This is a genomic window from Thermopirellula anaerolimosa, assembly GCF_054657335.1.
The window spans coordinates 3,213,373-3,228,353 of the sequence record NZ_BAAHYX010000006.1 but is presented as its reverse complement, the minus strand read 5'-3'; the positions used below and the strand labels follow the sequence as shown (position 1 = coordinate 3,228,353).

Sequence of the window (14,981 nt, the reverse complement as noted above, 5' to 3'; positions counted from 1 at the left end):
CTCGCCGTGTTACTCGATGCGTATTAACTCGGCGTCTGGGGCTGGATCGTTTCTCGCCCCAGTAGGCGGTCCACGGCGGCGCCGATGTCCGGTTCGCGCATCAAGCTTTCACCCACCAGCACGGCCTGAACGCCGCAAGCGGCCAATCGGCGGAGGTCGCCGTGCGTCTGAATCCCGCTCTCCCCGACGACGCAGCGATCCGCCGGAATCTCCGCACGCAGGCGGATGGTGTGCTCCAGGTCCACCTCGAAGGTCCGCAGGTTACGGTTGTTCACGCCGATCAAGGGAGCGCCCAGGGCGAGGACGCGCGGCAGATTGCTCGCCTCGTAAAGTTCCACCAGCGGCGTCATCTGCCAATGCACGATCGCCTCGTAAAGCGCAGGCAGCGCAGCGTCATCCAAGCATTCGGCAATCAGCAGCACCGCGTCGGCACCGTGCGCTCGGGCCTCTAAGACCTGGTACGGATCCAGGATGAAGTCCTTGCGCAGCACGGGAATCGAGACGGCTTGGCGGACGCTGCCTAAAAAGTCGAGATGTCCCTGAAAATTCGGCTCGTCGGTCAACACACTAATGCAGGCGGCGCCGTGACGCTCGTAGGTTTGGGCGATTTCGACGGGCCGAAAATCCTCCCGAATCAATCCCTTGGAAGGGCTGGCCTTTTTGACCTCGGCGATCAGCGCGATCGACTTGCTTCCGCGAATCGCCCCCAAAAAGTCGCGCGGCGGCGGGGCATCTTCGATCCGGCGGAGCAGTTCCGCTTCCGGCACGCGGACCTTGGCTTGCTCGATCTCTTCCCGCTTGCCGGCGACGATACGATCCAGAATGTTGCTCATGATTCGGCCCACGGTAACTACGGCGAACGCCGCGGATGCATGCTCACCAACCGTTTATTTCACGCGATTCTTGTGAGGAATCCTCTACCGGCGTCCGCGACGCGTGCGCCGACGGCGGGCGGGAAAAGTCGAGAATCCATGCGTCGGGGACGCAGGACTCCACGACCTGGCGCGCCAAATTCACCCAGCCCGCGCAGCGATCCAGCACTGCACTGTCGGCCGAGGCCGCCGCTGCCGCTTCTTGCACCAAAATCACGTCGGGATTGAACGCCAACTCCACCGTCCAGTGCCACCCTCGGGCGGCGGACGTCTCTTCGATCAGTCGCTTCAGTCGCCCGCTGTTGGAAACCGGTCGATCTAAATACCACAGGCACGAGCGAACCGCATGCGCTTCCAGCGTGCGACCGATCGCGTCCAGGGCGGTCATGGTCTCAGCCACCTTGCGGTACGATCCGTGCATGCTCGCCATGTCGCGGAGGGCGCCGTCGCGAGCGAGCAGCAAAACGCCGCCGCCGAACGCAGCCTCCACCGTGGTCAGGACGTTGTACCCATCCACGGCCAACGTGCCTTGCGTCAGGTCTGAGAGGGCGACTCGTCGCGATTGGCGGTGCAACGCCTCCGCTTCGGTGCAAGCGCAGCGCTCAAGGGCGATTCTCTGTCGCGAGGTCAAGCCGTAACGATCGCCCACCAGCTTCAGCGAAGAGGGCACGGCATAGCCGCGATCCAGCAACCAGCACAGGTCCGCAAAGGCGCTTGCCAGTCGCGGAAGCTGATCGGCGGCGAACAGCCGATCATCCTCCGGGTGCGGTCCGCGATGGCGGCGTGAATCGGGCACGACCGAGGTTCCGCTAGCGCTCATAGGTCCCCATCAACTCGGCCTGACCCACGATGTGGTCCTTGATGTTCATCCACAGGACCGACTTCGTGACTCCCGGTTCGATGACCAGCTTGGCATCCAGGGCGTACAGGCGGAAGTAGTAATGGTGCCGTCCGTGGCCGGGCGGCGGCATCGGGCCGCGATAGCCGATCGTTTGTCCGCTGGGCCACGAGTTCTTGCCCTGCAACGCACCCGGCGGTTGCGAGAGTCGCGACGTCTTGGCCACGTTCTCGGGCAAGGAGGTCGTTTCGGGAGGAATCTTGTAGATCACCCAGTGGACCCAAGGCTCCTTGGTGGGAGCGTCGGGGTCTTCGCAAATCAAGGCCAGTTCCCGCGTACCTTCCGGCACGCCCTTCCATTCCAAGGGCGGCGAGACGTCGGCGCCCTCGCCCGTGTACTTCTTCGGAATGGGTTTTCCGCTTTCAAAAGCCGAACTGGTTAGCGTGAAGGACATGGATTCACCTCCTTCCACATTCGAGGCGCGCGCGTCGGGCGACGTTGGAGTCGCCGTTTCGCCGGCCTCCGCCTTTGCCCCGGAATCTCTCCCGGTTTCGCCCCGCCCCTCCGCCGCCTGCGACTCGTTGGGACGACCGGCTTCGTCGGCATTTACCGCGTCACTTTCGGTCGTCGAGTCGGTCGCGGCACCTTGGCAGCACGCGGGCACGTCGTCGACGATTTGAAAAGATCGGCCCGACTCACCGTTGGGCGATGTCTTGCCGCAACCGCACGCAAGAAGCATAACCGACAAGACCGTCCCGATCGCCGGTCCCGCGAGGCCGAACGCCGAACGTCGCCGCATCGCCATTCCTCCCCAGCCCTCTCCCGGTCGCAAGATCGGCCGTCATCCTTTGACGACGCCGAGCGGACGCAGTCGGGCGACCTTCTTGGCCAAGCCCGCACGATCCACTACGTCCACCACCACGCTGACATCTTTATACGCCTCGGGGTGCTCCTCCGCGAGGCCTTCCCGACTATGAGCTTTGGCGACGATGCCCTTTTCGGCGAGTTCACGATCGATTCGCCGTCCCCTTGCCCGTGCCGTCGCCGCCGTGCGACTCAAGACGCGACCCGCCCCGTGGCAAGTCGTGCCGAAGGTCTTCTCCATGGCGCCGGGCAGGCCGACCAGGACCCAGCTCTCGCGACCCATGTCTCCCGGAATGATGACCGGTTGGCCCACATGCCGGTAGCGCTCGGGGACCTCGGGGTGTCCGGCGGGAAAAGCCCGCGTGGCGCCCTTGCGATGCACGCACAGCAGTTTCTCTTTGCCGTCGACGGAATGCCGTTCCAGTTTGGCGATGTTGTGAGCGACGTCGTACACCAAACCCAACCCCAACTCCTCCCAAGGCCTGCCGAAGAACTCTTGAAAGGCCTCGCGCGTTTGCCACATCAAGAGTTGCCGGTTGGCCCAGGCGAAATTGGCCGCCGCGCGCATGCCGGCCAAGTATCGTCGCCCTTCCGGGCTGTTCACGGGCGCACAAACGAGTTGCCGGTCGGGCAGTTCGATGCCGTATTGGTTGGGGCACTTTCGCATGGCCTTCAGAGCGTCGTCGCAGACCTGATACCCCAGCCCGCGCGATCCCGAGTGGATCATGACGCAAACCGCGCCCTCCTCCAGTCCGAAGGCCTCGGCGGCCCGGCGGTCCAGAATCTCATCCACCACCTGTACTTCCAAGAAGTGATTGCCGGCCCCCAACGTGCCGCACTGATCCCCGCCCCGCTCTTTGGCCGTGGGGCTGACGCAATCGGGATCGGCCTCGGCGAGCGCCCCCTCGGCCTCGGTCAAGGCGACGTCGCTTTCGGTTGCCAAGCCCCGCCGCGCCAAATGCTTAACGCCGTCGGCCAGGAGGGCGTCCATTTCGTTCCCGGCGAAGAGATACGGCCCACCTTTGCCCACCCCCGCCGGGACCCGCCGGAAGAGGACGTTGATCAGTTCGGGCAATCGAGAGCGAATTTCCTCGGCCCGAATATGGCTTCGCATCAACCGCACGCCGCAGTTGATGTCGTACCCGACGCCGCCGGGCGAGATCACGCCGCCTTCGGCGGGATCGGTCGCCGCCACGCCGCCGATGCAGAAGCCGTATCCCCAATGAATGTCCGGCATGGCCAGGCTGGCGCTTTGAATCCCCGGCAGATAGGCCACGTTGGCAACCTGCTCCGGCGCCTGATCGGCGCGGATCGTGTCGAGCAAGCGTTCATCGGCGAAGATACGCCCCTCCACACGCATCCCCGGCTTGTAGCTTCGCGGAATGCGCCAGGTCGTTTCATCCACTCGCTGAAGCGGTCCCTTGAATCCCTCTTTACCCATCCGACAGTTTCCCCGGCAATTCGTTCCCTGATACCGGCAACGGGCGGCAAGCAGAATCGCGTCGCCCTCATCCCCAACGTTGCACCGCGCCCTCGGCTCGTTCGCCCAACGGCGGGGACGCATCCGATTCCGCACAGCTTCGAATCCGGCAATGCCCAACCGATCCGCGCGACAATTTGGTCGGCGATAATGCTCTCCGCAACGGAATTCTATTCGGCGGGGGGAGTTTCCGCGCGATATTCGGCGGTGACTTTCGTCGTGATGCCTCCGCGGGGTCGAAAATCGGCGATTACCCTCATCCAGCGGGGATGTAACACCCCTACCAGATCGTCCAAAATGCGATTCGTCACGTGCTCGTAAAAGATGCCTACGTTCCGGTAGGCTTGGAGATACAACTTTAGACTTTTCAGCTCGACGCAAAGTTGACTTGGAACATAAAAAATCGTCATCGTCCCGAAGTCCGGTTGCCCCGTCTTGGGACAAACCGACGTGAATTCCGGGCAAACGATTTCAATGGTGTACTCGCGGTCGGGATACCGGTTTTCGAAGGTTTCGAGGATGGCTCGCAGATTTTCACTCACGGGCAATACTCCTTTCTCGAACACTACCATTGTGGCATGATGAGACAAAGGCGCGAAGCAAGTTCGGCCGATTCGCCGGGCGGCGTCTCCCGGCATTCGCATGCCCCATCCGGTTAATCGTGTTCCCATGGCCGACAAAGCCGTAGTGTTGTTGTCCGGCGGTTTGGATTCCGCGACGGCGGGGGCCGAGGCCCGCCGGGCCGGTTTCGACCTATATGCGTTGACCGTGGACTACGGGCAACGGCACCGATTCGAGTTGGATGCCGCCCGACGGGTCGCCGAGTCCCTCGGCGTCAAGCGGCACGTGTTCCTGCACGTCGATTTGACCCTCTTCGGCGGCAGCGCCCTGACGGACCATTGGGCCGTTCCCAAGGACCGCATCGCCGAGACCGTGCCCCAAGGCATTCCGGTCACGTATGTCCCGGCCCGAAACACCATCCTGTTGGCGCTGGCCCTCGCCTACGCCGAAACCGAGGGAGCGAGCGATATCTATTTGGGGATCAATGCCGTGGACTACAGCGGCTATCCCGACTGTCGTCCGGAGTTTTTGCAGGCTTTCGAGCGGTTGGCCAATCTTGCGACGAAGGCGGGCGTGGAGGGGACGGCGACCTTCCGTTTCCACGCCCCGCTCATCCAAATGACCAAGGCCGAGATCATCCGCCGCGGGCTCGAGTTGGGCGTCGACTTCGGCTTGACGCACAGTTGCTACGACCCCTTGCCCGACGGAAGGAGTTGCGGCCGATGCGACGCTTGCCAACTTCGCCGCCGCGGTTTCGCTCAGGCGGGCGCACAAGATCCGATATCGTACGCCGACGACGGGGACACGGGCGAAGGTTGAGACCCTCTCGGCCCGACGCGCGGGACCCCGCGCCCAAGCGGAAGCATACAATTGAATCTGTTGAATCCCACAGTTACCCAGCCCTTTCAGCCATTGAGGAGTCGAAGTCGTGAACCGAGGCGAACCCAGCCCGACCGTCATGGCCGCCCCGAACGCCCGTGAAGCGGTCGGCCCGTCGTTTCGGGTGGCGGAGATATTTCAATCTTTGCAAGGGGAAGGGCTGTTGACGGGTACGCTGAGCATCTTTATCCGTTTCAGCGGTTGCAACCTCCGCTGCCGGTTCTGCGATACGCCGTACGCCTCGTGGCGTCCTGAAGGCGAACCGTTGACACTGGGTGAAGTGATATCCCGCCTCGAGCACTACTCGGCCCGGCACGTGGTCATCACCGGTGGGGAGCCCATGTTGTTTCCCGGCTTGCCTCGTTTTTGCGAGGTATTGGCTGGGCGGGGTTACCACATCACGATCGAGACGGCAGGCACGCGGTACCTATCCCTCCCGTGCGACCTTCTCTCCATCAGTCCCAAGCTGAGCAACTCCACGCCCGACGCCGCGCAACATCCCCGTTGGGCGGTCACCCACGACAGCCGCCGCTTCCAACCGGAGATCGTTCGCCGACTCATGGCGGAACACGACTACCAACTCAAGTTCGTCGTGGACCGCCCCGAGGACTGCGACGAAGTATCGGCCTATTTGCGGGAGTTTCCCGGGGTTCGCAAGGACCGCGTCCTTTTGATGCCACAGGGGACCGACGCCGCGGAATTGGAGCAAAAAGGGCGGTGGCTGGAACCGTACTGCTCAAGCCGCGGCCTGGTCTTCTGCCCGCGCAAGCAGATCGAATGGTTCGGCTGTCGCCGCGGCACCTGAGCGGCGGGCCTTGGCACCGGGGACCTGCGACCGAAGCCCCGACCTCCGGCTTGATCCGAAGGCGTAGGCGGTCTCCTTTGTACTCTGCTCGTTCACCGCGTCGGCGGCAAGGCCGCCTTCCAACCGGCGTGCAGCAACTCCGCCATCTCGCGGCGAACATCGGCGTAGGCGGGATCGTCCACGACGTTCACGGTTTCCCAGGGATCCTTTTCCAGATCGTATAAGGCGGCGGGAATGGGGGCCTTCTTGCTGAACTCCATGTAGCGATAGCGCTTGGTCCGCACCGCTTGACCGAAGGCGTCGCCGTCGTCCTCCACGATGAAGGCCGCCTTCTTCCACGGTCGCCCCGGATCCTCCAGCAGCGGCACGAAGCTCGTCGCCTCGACGCTCTTCGGTACGTCCAGCTTGAGCAATTCCCCCAAGGTCGGCACCAGATCCACGAATTCCACGATTTCGTCGCAGACCTTGCCGTTGCCCGCCGCGCCGGGAACCCGAACGATCAACGGCGCGCGGTGGGTCGCCTCCAGCATCGAGTATTTCGACCAAAAGCCGTGATCGCCCAAGTGAAAGCCGTGATCGCCGAGAAAGATCACGATCGTACGGTCGGCCAAGCCGGTCTTCTCTAACGTATCCAGAACCATGCCGATGTTATCGTCCACGAAGGTCAAGCAGGCGTAATAGGCGGCCAAGGCCGCTTTAGCCTCCTGGAGCGTCGGTTGACGCTGGGTAAAGATGTCGGGATTCCCCCCGACCGCTCGTTTGGGATAGGGGAAATGCACCAGCGAGGCGGGCGGCGCCGGAAAGTCCGGCAGCGAGGCCGGATCGTACAGAGCCACATACTCCCTGGGCGCGATCAGCGGCGTATGCGGACGCGACTGCGAAAGCGCCAGAAAGAATTGCCGATCACTCCCGGCGAATTCTTCGAGCAAAGCCGCGGCGGTGGCCGCCATGCGATAATCGCCCTCCTGTTCCCGGGTCAGCCCCGAGTCGCCGTAGCGGTCGGAGTGTCGCCGTCGCCACTCGGCGTATTCGCGACTGTTTTGATCCTTCGGCGCCGGTTCCCAGTCCGCCGGTCGAGGTACCGGGGGGAATTTCAGTTTCTGCTCCGGTCCCTTCCAACCCGCCGGTCGCTGATAATGCTCGATCCGGTCGAAGGTCGCGATTTGCTTGTCCGCGTAATCCAAGCGGTGAAAGAACTTGCCCACCACCGCAGTGTAGATTCCCCGGGCCTTCAGCATCTCGGGCAGCGTCACCACATCCGGCGGCATGACCTCGTCCATGACGTGACCGTTGGAGGTTACGCCCGTAGTCAACGGTCGCAACCCCGTTAAGAAGGACGTCCGCGAAGGGTTGCAGCAGACCGCTTGAACATAGGCGCGATCGAAGCGAATGCCGGTCTCGGCCAGGCGACTGAGGTGCGGTGTGCGACAAACGGGATTGCCGTAGCACCCCAACGCCGCCGCGTTGCAATCCTCGATGTTGATGAACAGAACGTTCATCTTGGATGTGTCGGGCATGTCCGCCGCTGCGATCGCACTCGCACAAAGCACCCCCACCCACGCGAACAAGGTATCCACCCGCATGTCTTCGCCTCCCTCAATCAAGCCGCGATTCGGCGCGAAGTGAGAAGTTACCAAGCGGCGGAGCCGCCTCCCGCGGCCGACCCCATGCCGAACCGCAACAACATCATAACCCGGCGTATCGGCACTTTCTATCAACCGCTCCATCGGCATTTTCCAAGCCGCCCGAAAAGGAGCAACCCCTCGATCGAATGCACCGGTTGACCGTGAAAATGTCGGCCCCCAGCGGCGTCCGTCGGCGTCTTCCCCCGTCGCACTTCGCCGTCATGAGTCTCCGCCATCCCCGCCGTCCTTCTTTGGCGCACCGGAATGGTTGAATCGCCTTAATCCATGACGTATCTTTATTAGAGCGGAATGGCCCGGTCGGGCCGTGACGTTCCATTTGCCACCGACTAATCTTGCGAATCCGGCATGAAAACCTCGATCGCGCCGTCATGGCCCCTCATCTTCCTCGCGGTTTTGGTGGGGATCCTTCTCGGATCGGGAGCCTACACGGCATATTACGCCAACGGGCTGTCGTATTTGAGCAACGATCCCCGCGCCTGCGTGAACTGTCACATCATGCGCGAGCACTACGACGGTTGGCAAAAGGCCGGACATCACGCCGTGGCGACCTGCAACGACTGCCACGTGCCCCACTCTTTGATTCCCAAGTATCTGGCCAAGGCCGAAAACGGCTACCGCCATTCCAAGGCCTTTACTTTGCAGGACTTCCACGAACCGATTCGCATCCGCCCGAGCAACTCGGAAATGCTTCGCCGGAACTGCATCGAGTGTCACCAAGAGATGGTCCACTGGATCGTAGCGCTGGATGACGAAGAACACTCATTGAGTTGCGTCCATTGCCACGCCGACGTGGGTCACGGCCCGACCAAATAGGGAACCTAGTTCATGAGTAACCGCGAAAAGTCGTCTTCACCGTTTCATCGAGTCGCCATAGCGCTGTATGTCCTCGTGATGCTCGTCACCGCCGGCGTCACCGTGGGCATTATGGCGTTGTGGCAAAACATCTCGCTCCGCAAGCAGGAATCGCTGCAAACCGTATTCGAGGTGGTCAAGCTGACGGAAGACACGGTCGACCCCGCCGAGTGGGGAAAGAATTTCCCGCGGCAGTATGACAGCTACAAACGGACCGTGGACACGGAGCGGACTCGGTACGGCGGCAGCGAAGCCTTCCAAAAGCTGGACGAAGACCCTCGCTGGCGCGTCCTCTTCAAGGGATACGCCTTCAGCATCGATTATCGCGAGGAGCGCGGACACGCCTATATGTTGCAGGATCAAGAGCAGACGGAGCGCGTAACGCAATTCAAGCAACCCGGCGCCTGCCTGCACTGCCACGCCGCCGTACTGCCCGCCTACCGGGAAATGGGGCGCCGCGCCGGCGTGCCCGACGACCGCCGCCAAGAGCAGATCATGAAGGGCTTTGAGGTCGTCTGCGGCATGCCGTGGAACGAAGCCCGCAACCTGACGGACGATCAGGGCCGCAAGCTCATCGACCACCCCGTGACCTGCCTGGATTGCCACGATCCGGCGACCATGCAATTGCGGGTAACGCGACCGGGATTCCTTAACGGCATTCAGCGATTGGCCGAATCGGACGATGACGTCCCGCACCTTCCCAGCATCGCACGCTGGCGTCGAGGTTCCCGCGACAAGCCCTACGACCCCAACCGCGACGCTTCGCGACAAGAGTTGCGTTCCATGGTCTGCGGGCAGTGCCATGTGGAGTACTATTTCAAGGGTCCGGAAAAGTTGCTGACGTATCCTTGGCACCACGGGCTGAAGATGGACCAAGAAGAGGCCTATTACGACGAAGTGGAGTTTACCGACTGGAAGCACGGCGTTTCGCAAGCGCCCATGCTGAAGGCCCAGCACCCCGAATTCGAGATGTGGAGCCAAGGCATTCACGCCCGCAGCGGCGTCTCTTGCGCCGATTGCCACATGCCGTACGTCCGTGTGGGCGCCGTCAAGATCAGCGACCATCACGTCCGCAGTCCGCTGTTGAACATCTCCCGGGCGTGCCAGACTTGTCACCGCTATCCCGAGGAGGAAATCTTGGCGCGAGCGGAGGCCATCCAGACGCGAACCAAGTCGCTCATGGATCGTGCCGAAGTCGCCGTCATGGACCTGATCGAGGCCATCTCGACGGCGGAACAGTCGGGCGCGGACACAGCGACCCTCGACGCGGCGAGGCAACTGCATCGGCGGTCCCAATGGCGATTGGATTACGTGGCCGCGGAGAATTCGATGGGCTTCCACGCCCCGCAAGAGGCCGCACGCATCTTGGCCGAGGCCATCGACCTGGCTCGGCAGGGGCAAGTCTCTCTGCCCCGCGTAGTAAAGACCGCCGACAATCAGGGCGGAGCGACCGACGACGCCCCGGCGCCGTGACTGGGCGGTCCGGCGACGCCGCCAAGCCGTTTTTCCCAACCCTACGCTTTTCCGCAAAACTCGCGGCACTTGCTTGCTTTGCCTAGTTTGCCCAATTAAGATCGAATTGTGCCGTCATGCCGCAAAGCTGCAAACCGTCAAGCAGGCGAATGCCGCCGAATACGGGGCGGCGCCCGTGTTCGCAACGGCACCGCCGGTCGTCACGGCAAGGCGTTTGCGGCAAGATTTCGGTGAGTGTGGGTTCGGTTGGAAGGCAATGACGTAAAGCGACTGCATCGTCTCGACGGGCTGGCGAACGCCTTCGAGTCGGTCGAGCAAGAACGGTCCCGAGACGTTCCGATGGAGAGGCTCCTCATGTATCAATCTGGTTCCTTGCGTCGATGGCTGGGCTGGTTTCTGCCTGCCGTTTTATGGGCGGTGACGTTCGTTTCTCCCCTTCGGGCGGAGGATAATAATGTTCCCGCCAACGCCCCCGCCGGCGTGCTTGTCAGCCCGGACGGCGTCCTGCGTTTGCTGACCGCCGCCGATCCTTTGGGCACGGTGATGCGAGATCGCGTCGCGGCGGCTCGTCAGGCATTGCCTCCGGATATCATTCGGTTTAGTCGCCTTCGCAAGGTGTCGCTGCCGCGGTTGGAGCGGGCCATCATCGCCGCCAACGGCGTCGTTTCGGACGAGATGCGCTACATGGCAGGCCTACTGCGGGTCCGCTACGTCTTCGTCTATCCCGAGAGCGGCGACATTGTGCTGGCCGGACCGGCCGAAGGCTGGGTTCCCGATCCGACCGGGCGCGTCGTCGGCATTACCAGCGGTAAGCCCGTCATTCAGTTGCAGGACGTGGTGACCGCTTTGCGGGCCTATCCGTCCGGTCGGGAAGGCCCCGCCGTGATCGGATGCTCCATCGATCCCACGCAAGAGGGTCTGGCCAAGATGCAGGAATTCCTGCGGCGGATGGGCGGAACCTTCCCCCGCGGCCAAGAGTTCCAAACCGCCCGATACATGAGCACCGGCGTCAAGAACAGCCTGGGATTGCAAGAGATTACGATCGAGGGAATCCCGGCGGACACGCATTTCGCCCGTATCCTCGTGGAAGCCGACTACCGCATGAAGCTGATCGGCATCGGACTGGAAAAGCCGCCCGTCCGGTTGACCAGCTTCGTGGAAAAGGCCGCTTCGTCGGCCGTAGCCGCCAATGCCTTGTTCCGCTGGTACTTCGTACCGGATTACCAATGTCTTCGGGTCACCGAAGACGGCATGGGTTTGGAGTTGGTCGGCGACGGCGTGAAATTGGTCGGCGAAGATGAAGTCGTCATGTCCGGCGGCGCCCGAGCGCAAGCCGCGACCTCGAACGCCGCCAGTCGGGCCTTCACCACCAGCTTCACCAAGAAGTACCCCGAACTGGCCGCACGATCGCCGGTCTACGCCGAACTGCGTAACGTCATCGACCTGGCCGTGGTTGCCGCCTACATCCAAAAGCAGGACTTCTACACCCAGGCGAACTGGAAGATGGAGTTCCTGGGCGATGAATCGAAGTTCCCGGTTCGCACGTATCCGGCGCCGAAGCAGGTGGAATCGGCGGTCAACGCCATCATCAAAGGCAGTCGGATCATGACGCCGATCGGCGGCGGCGTGCAAATCGAGGCCGAAGAGGCTTTGCAGGCCGAAAACTTGTTGCCCGACGAAGGCAACGAGGTTCGCAAACTGCACGAGGAAGTCAAAGTTTCCTTGCCCGCCGATACCTGGTGGTGGGATTGATCATATCCCGACCGCGGGACAACGTTTCGCACGGGATTCTTAGCAAACGTTTGTGCATCAACCGCCGGCATTGCGTCGGCGGTTTCTTTTTGCGATGGCGCAACCCGCCCGGGGATGCGATGCGTCACGTGGCGCACAAACCGCGTCGTTCCCGTCGGTGCACGGCGTCCGCGCACCGGGCGCACCTATCCGGAAAAGGAAGACATCGTATCCGAAGACGGCATATTCGCGGATTCCTCGATCCCCCACATCCCAGTTGGGGAAACGGACGGCATGGAGTCGCGGCGGCGTTCGCGTCTCACGACTTCCCCGATGAACCAGCGATAGTCGCGAACGGGAAGGAACGTGGTGCCTTGCCGTCCCGCCAACGTCATGAAGCAAAACAGCAGAGACAGGAGGAACCCCTGAACGATCAGTACGCAGGCCAAACCTGCTGCCGAGGTAGCCCAACCGGGAATCGCCCAAGGCGTGAACAACCGCACGGCGACCACCAGGATCAAGGCGACGAAGGCCGCCGCGGTGCAAACCGAGCAAGCCAACAGCAACCGGATGCCGACGGTCTCGGCGTGGACCGACAGTGCGGACAGGCCGTGCTGAATCCATCCCGTCAGCCCCATTCCCGAGCGACCGAACGAACGCCGGACGCGGTCGGCAGGGACCTCGCAGCAGGGCAGGCGCGTCTTGAAGACCGCCGCCGCGTAGTGATTCCAGATTTCCCACGCTGCCGTCAGGCTTTGCAGATGCCGCCGCGGGATGGCGCTGAAATTGCCCACCCGCCAGGACCGCCCCGTCAACACCCGATACAGCGCCCGGTATGCGAAGTACCCCAGGCGAAAGATCGGTCCCTCGGAACGTCGCCGCCGCCGCGCGAAGACGATCTTCGCCATCCCCTCGTCTTCGGCGCGACGGATGAGCCGGGGCACGTCGGCGGGGTTGTCCTCGCCGTCGCAGTCCATGACCACCACGCCGTGACACGGAAGATTCTCCGCGACGTAAGCCAACCCGATCGCAATGGCCCGTTGATGTCCCAGGTTGCGACGCAACCTCACCACCCGAATCTCGTCAATCATGGTCGCATCGGGCGGATTGGGCGGGTCCAGCGGGAGGGAGGATCCGTCATCGACCAAGACGAGGATGAGGCCGCGGCCCAATCGCCCCGCCGCGGCTTCCTCGTACAGAACGGCATTCAGTGCGGCGACCGTCGTTTCGGCGGCCCCCTGATCGTTGTAGACCGGCATGAGTACGACCCACGGATCGCGGTCCGCCGGCCTAGGATCGGCGAGCAAGGTCGAATCGTGGAGTGCGTTCGTCACGCCGGACGCTTTCCGTTACAAAATGGGCGGCGGGGATTCCGCGGGCTGACGGTCCGCCCGCTTGATCGGACACTCTGCTAATCAATCCTACCTTGCGAATGGGCGGACGAGTCGCGACGGCACGGACGGGCGAATCGCGTCGGCGGCGCCGGGGCGGGCTATACTTGGATAGTGATTCGGCCGAGACGTCGCAGGACGTCTCGGCGCCCGTAAGATCGGCATCAACGCTACGGACCGTTCATCCCCACAGGCGAAATCCAACCCATGCCCGCGCAAGAGTTCGTCCCTCGCTGGTTGGCCCCCCTGCTTTCCGCGGAAAGCGAGGACATGAGCGGTATTTTCCTGCGTTTGGGTATGTGCATCCTGTTGGGGTTTCTCGTCGGTCTGCAACGGGAGCGAACGGAGGCGGGAATGCCCGGCCTGCGGACGTTTCCCTTGATCACCTTGGCGGGCGGCGTCTTCGCGATCATCGGAAAGCTCATCGGGGTCTGGGTGCCCGCCGCAGCCCTCTTGGCCTTGGTGGGCCTGCTATTCTTCCCGCAATGGCTGCGAGTCCATCAAAAGGAACCCGATCCCGGCATCACCACCAGTATGGCGGCGATTTTGATGTACGGCGTGGGCGCGTTGCTCGTCTTGACGAGGATGGAGATCGGAGTATTGGTCGGCGGAGTCATCGCGGTCCTCCTTCAATTCAAACCCGAGATGCACCGCCTCTCCGATCAATTGGGCGCCGATGATCTCCGGGCCATCATGCAGTTCGTGCTTATTTCCTGCATCATCCTGCCGGTACTGCCCAACACGCCGGTCGATCCCTACGGCGTAATTCGTCCGTTCAACGTGTGGTTGATGGTCGTGTTCATCGTCGCTCTTAGCCTGGGCGGCTATATCGCCTACAAGTTCCTGGGACAGAGCGCCGGAGTGCTTCTCGGCGGATTGTTGGGCGGGGCGGTCTCCAGCACCGCCGCCACCATCAGCGCCGCGCGGCAGGTTCACGAAAACCGCAACCTCTTCTCGGCGGGCACGGTCATCATTCTCTTGGCATCGACCGTCATGTTTGCCCGGGTGTTCGTCGAAATGTTGGTGGTGAACCAGGATTTCTTCGTTCAATCGGTCGCGCCCCTGCTGATCATGGCCGCGGCAACGTTGCTGCCCGCCTTCGTGTATTGGCGCCGCGCCCGGCAGTCGCCGCCTCTCATTGCCGACGCCAAGAACCCCACGCAGATGCGGACGGCCATCCTGTTCGCGGCGGCTTATGCCGTGGTTTTGTTTCTTCTGGCCGCCGTCAAGGACGGTTTGGGAGACCGCGGCCTATTCGCCTTGGCATTCCTCTCCGGCCTGCACGACATGGACGCCGTCACGCTGTCCCTCGCCCGCATGGCATCCACCGACACGGCGATTCTCGAAAACGGATGGCGGTACCTGGTGGTCGCCGTGATCGCCAACATGGTTGTGAAGACGGCATTCGCGGGCATATTGGGCGGATGGGAGTTGGGCCGCAACGTTGCCCAGGCTTTCGCCATACCCACGGTCGTGGGCATATTTCTGATCCTGCTCTTTTGAAACCGCCGTCCTCCACGCCGGCGGGCAGAATCCTGGGCGGGACAACCGGCGGCATTGTAGGCCGACCCCGAAAATCGCCATACAAT

13 protein-coding genes are annotated in these 14,981 nt (G+C 62.6%); 6 read left to right on the top strand and 7 right to left on the bottom strand.

The genetic code is table 11. The features are described 5' to 3' along the window. Window positions 1–23: 23 nt before the first annotated feature. The 5 genes from trpC to queF form a co-directional block, all read right to left on the bottom strand. Complete coding sequence (gene trpC, locus ACYQ6J_RS17570) at window positions 24–833, bottom strand: indole-3-glycerol phosphate synthase TrpC (RefSeq protein WP_460185501.1); 810 nt, start codon at window positions 831–833, stop codon at window positions 24–26. Between the two features lie 43 nt (window positions 834–876). After that, window positions 877–1,668, bottom strand: coding sequence for a DUF434 domain-containing protein (locus tag ACYQ6J_RS17565; RefSeq protein WP_460185500.1), 792 nt, complete (start codon window positions 1,666–1,668; stop codon window positions 877–879). Window positions 1,669–1,681: 13 nt separating this feature from the next. Next, entirely contained in the window at window positions 1,682–2,164 is a 483-nt protein-coding gene (locus ACYQ6J_RS17560) for a YbhB/YbcL family Raf kinase inhibitor-like protein (protein ID WP_460185499.1), read from the bottom strand. Between the two features lie 387 nt (window positions 2,165–2,551). Continuing rightward, on the bottom strand, window positions 2,552–4,015 hold the full coding sequence (locus tag ACYQ6J_RS17555) for an RtcB family protein (RefSeq protein WP_460185498.1): 1,464 nt from the start codon (window positions 4,013–4,015) through the stop codon (window positions 2,552–2,554). Window positions 4,016–4,224: 209 nt separating this feature from the next. Beyond that, the gene (gene queF / locus ACYQ6J_RS17550; RefSeq protein WP_460185497.1) at window positions 4,225–4,602 is read right to left on the bottom strand and encodes a preQ(1) synthase; all 378 of its coding nucleotides are present in this window, start codon (window positions 4,600–4,602) and stop codon (window positions 4,225–4,227) included. A gap of 94 nt (window positions 4,603–4,696) precedes the next feature. On the opposite strand from queF, the gene queC reads away from it, so the two are divergent. After that, window positions 4,697–5,434 carry a 7-cyano-7-deazaguanine synthase QueC gene (gene queC / locus ACYQ6J_RS17545; protein WP_460185496.1) on the top strand — a complete coding sequence of 246 codons (738 nt, stop codon included), beginning with the start codon at window positions 4,697–4,699 and terminating at the stop codon, window positions 5,432–5,434. A gap of 109 nt (window positions 5,435–5,543) precedes the next feature. Next, the gene (locus ACYQ6J_RS17540) at window positions 5,544–6,299 is read left to right on the top strand and encodes a 7-carboxy-7-deazaguanine synthase QueE (RefSeq protein WP_460185495.1); all 756 of its coding nucleotides are present in this window, start codon (window positions 5,544–5,546) and stop codon (window positions 6,297–6,299) included. Window positions 6,300–6,391: 92 nt separating this feature from the next. Here the strand turns inward: ACYQ6J_RS17540 and ACYQ6J_RS17535 are convergent, their stop codons facing one another. After that, the gene (locus ACYQ6J_RS17535) at window positions 6,392–7,882 is read right to left on the bottom strand and encodes a sulfatase (RefSeq protein ID WP_460185494.1); all 1,491 of its coding nucleotides are present in this window, start codon (window positions 7,880–7,882) and stop codon (window positions 6,392–6,394) included. 408 nt (window positions 7,883–8,290) lie between these two features. On the opposite strand from ACYQ6J_RS17535, the gene nrfH reads away from it, so the two are divergent. The 3 genes from nrfH (at window position 8,291) to ACYQ6J_RS17520 (ending at window position 12,022) form a co-directional block, all read left to right on the top strand. Continuing rightward, a complete protein-coding gene (nrfH, locus tag ACYQ6J_RS17530; protein ID WP_460185493.1) occupies window positions 8,291–8,758 on the top strand; it encodes a cytochrome c nitrite reductase small subunit in 468 nt (155 codons plus the stop codon). A 12-nt stretch (window positions 8,759–8,770) separates the two neighbouring features. Continuing rightward, entirely contained in the window at window positions 8,771–10,270 is a 1,500-nt protein-coding gene (locus ACYQ6J_RS17525) for an ammonia-forming cytochrome c nitrite reductase subunit c552 (protein ID WP_460185492.1), read from the top strand. A 354-nt stretch (window positions 10,271–10,624) separates the two neighbouring features. Continuing rightward, on the top strand, window positions 10,625–12,022 hold the full coding sequence (locus tag ACYQ6J_RS17520) for a DUF1598 domain-containing protein (protein WP_460185491.1): 1,398 nt from the start codon (window positions 10,625–10,627) through the stop codon (window positions 12,020–12,022). A 185-nt stretch (window positions 12,023–12,207) separates the two neighbouring features. On the opposite strand, the gene ACYQ6J_RS17515 is transcribed toward ACYQ6J_RS17520, so the two are convergent. After that, window positions 12,208–13,335, bottom strand: coding sequence for a glycosyltransferase family 2 protein (locus ACYQ6J_RS17515; protein ID WP_460185490.1), 1,128 nt, complete (start codon window positions 13,333–13,335; stop codon window positions 12,208–12,210). Window positions 13,336–13,599: 264 nt separating this feature from the next. Between ACYQ6J_RS17515 and ACYQ6J_RS17510 the strand changes: the two genes are divergently transcribed. Further along, window positions 13,600–14,895 carry an MgtC/SapB family protein gene (locus ACYQ6J_RS17510; protein WP_460185489.1) on the top strand — a complete coding sequence of 432 codons (1,296 nt, stop codon included), beginning with the start codon at window positions 13,600–13,602 and terminating at the stop codon, window positions 14,893–14,895. Window positions 14,896–14,981 lie beyond the last annotated feature (86 nt).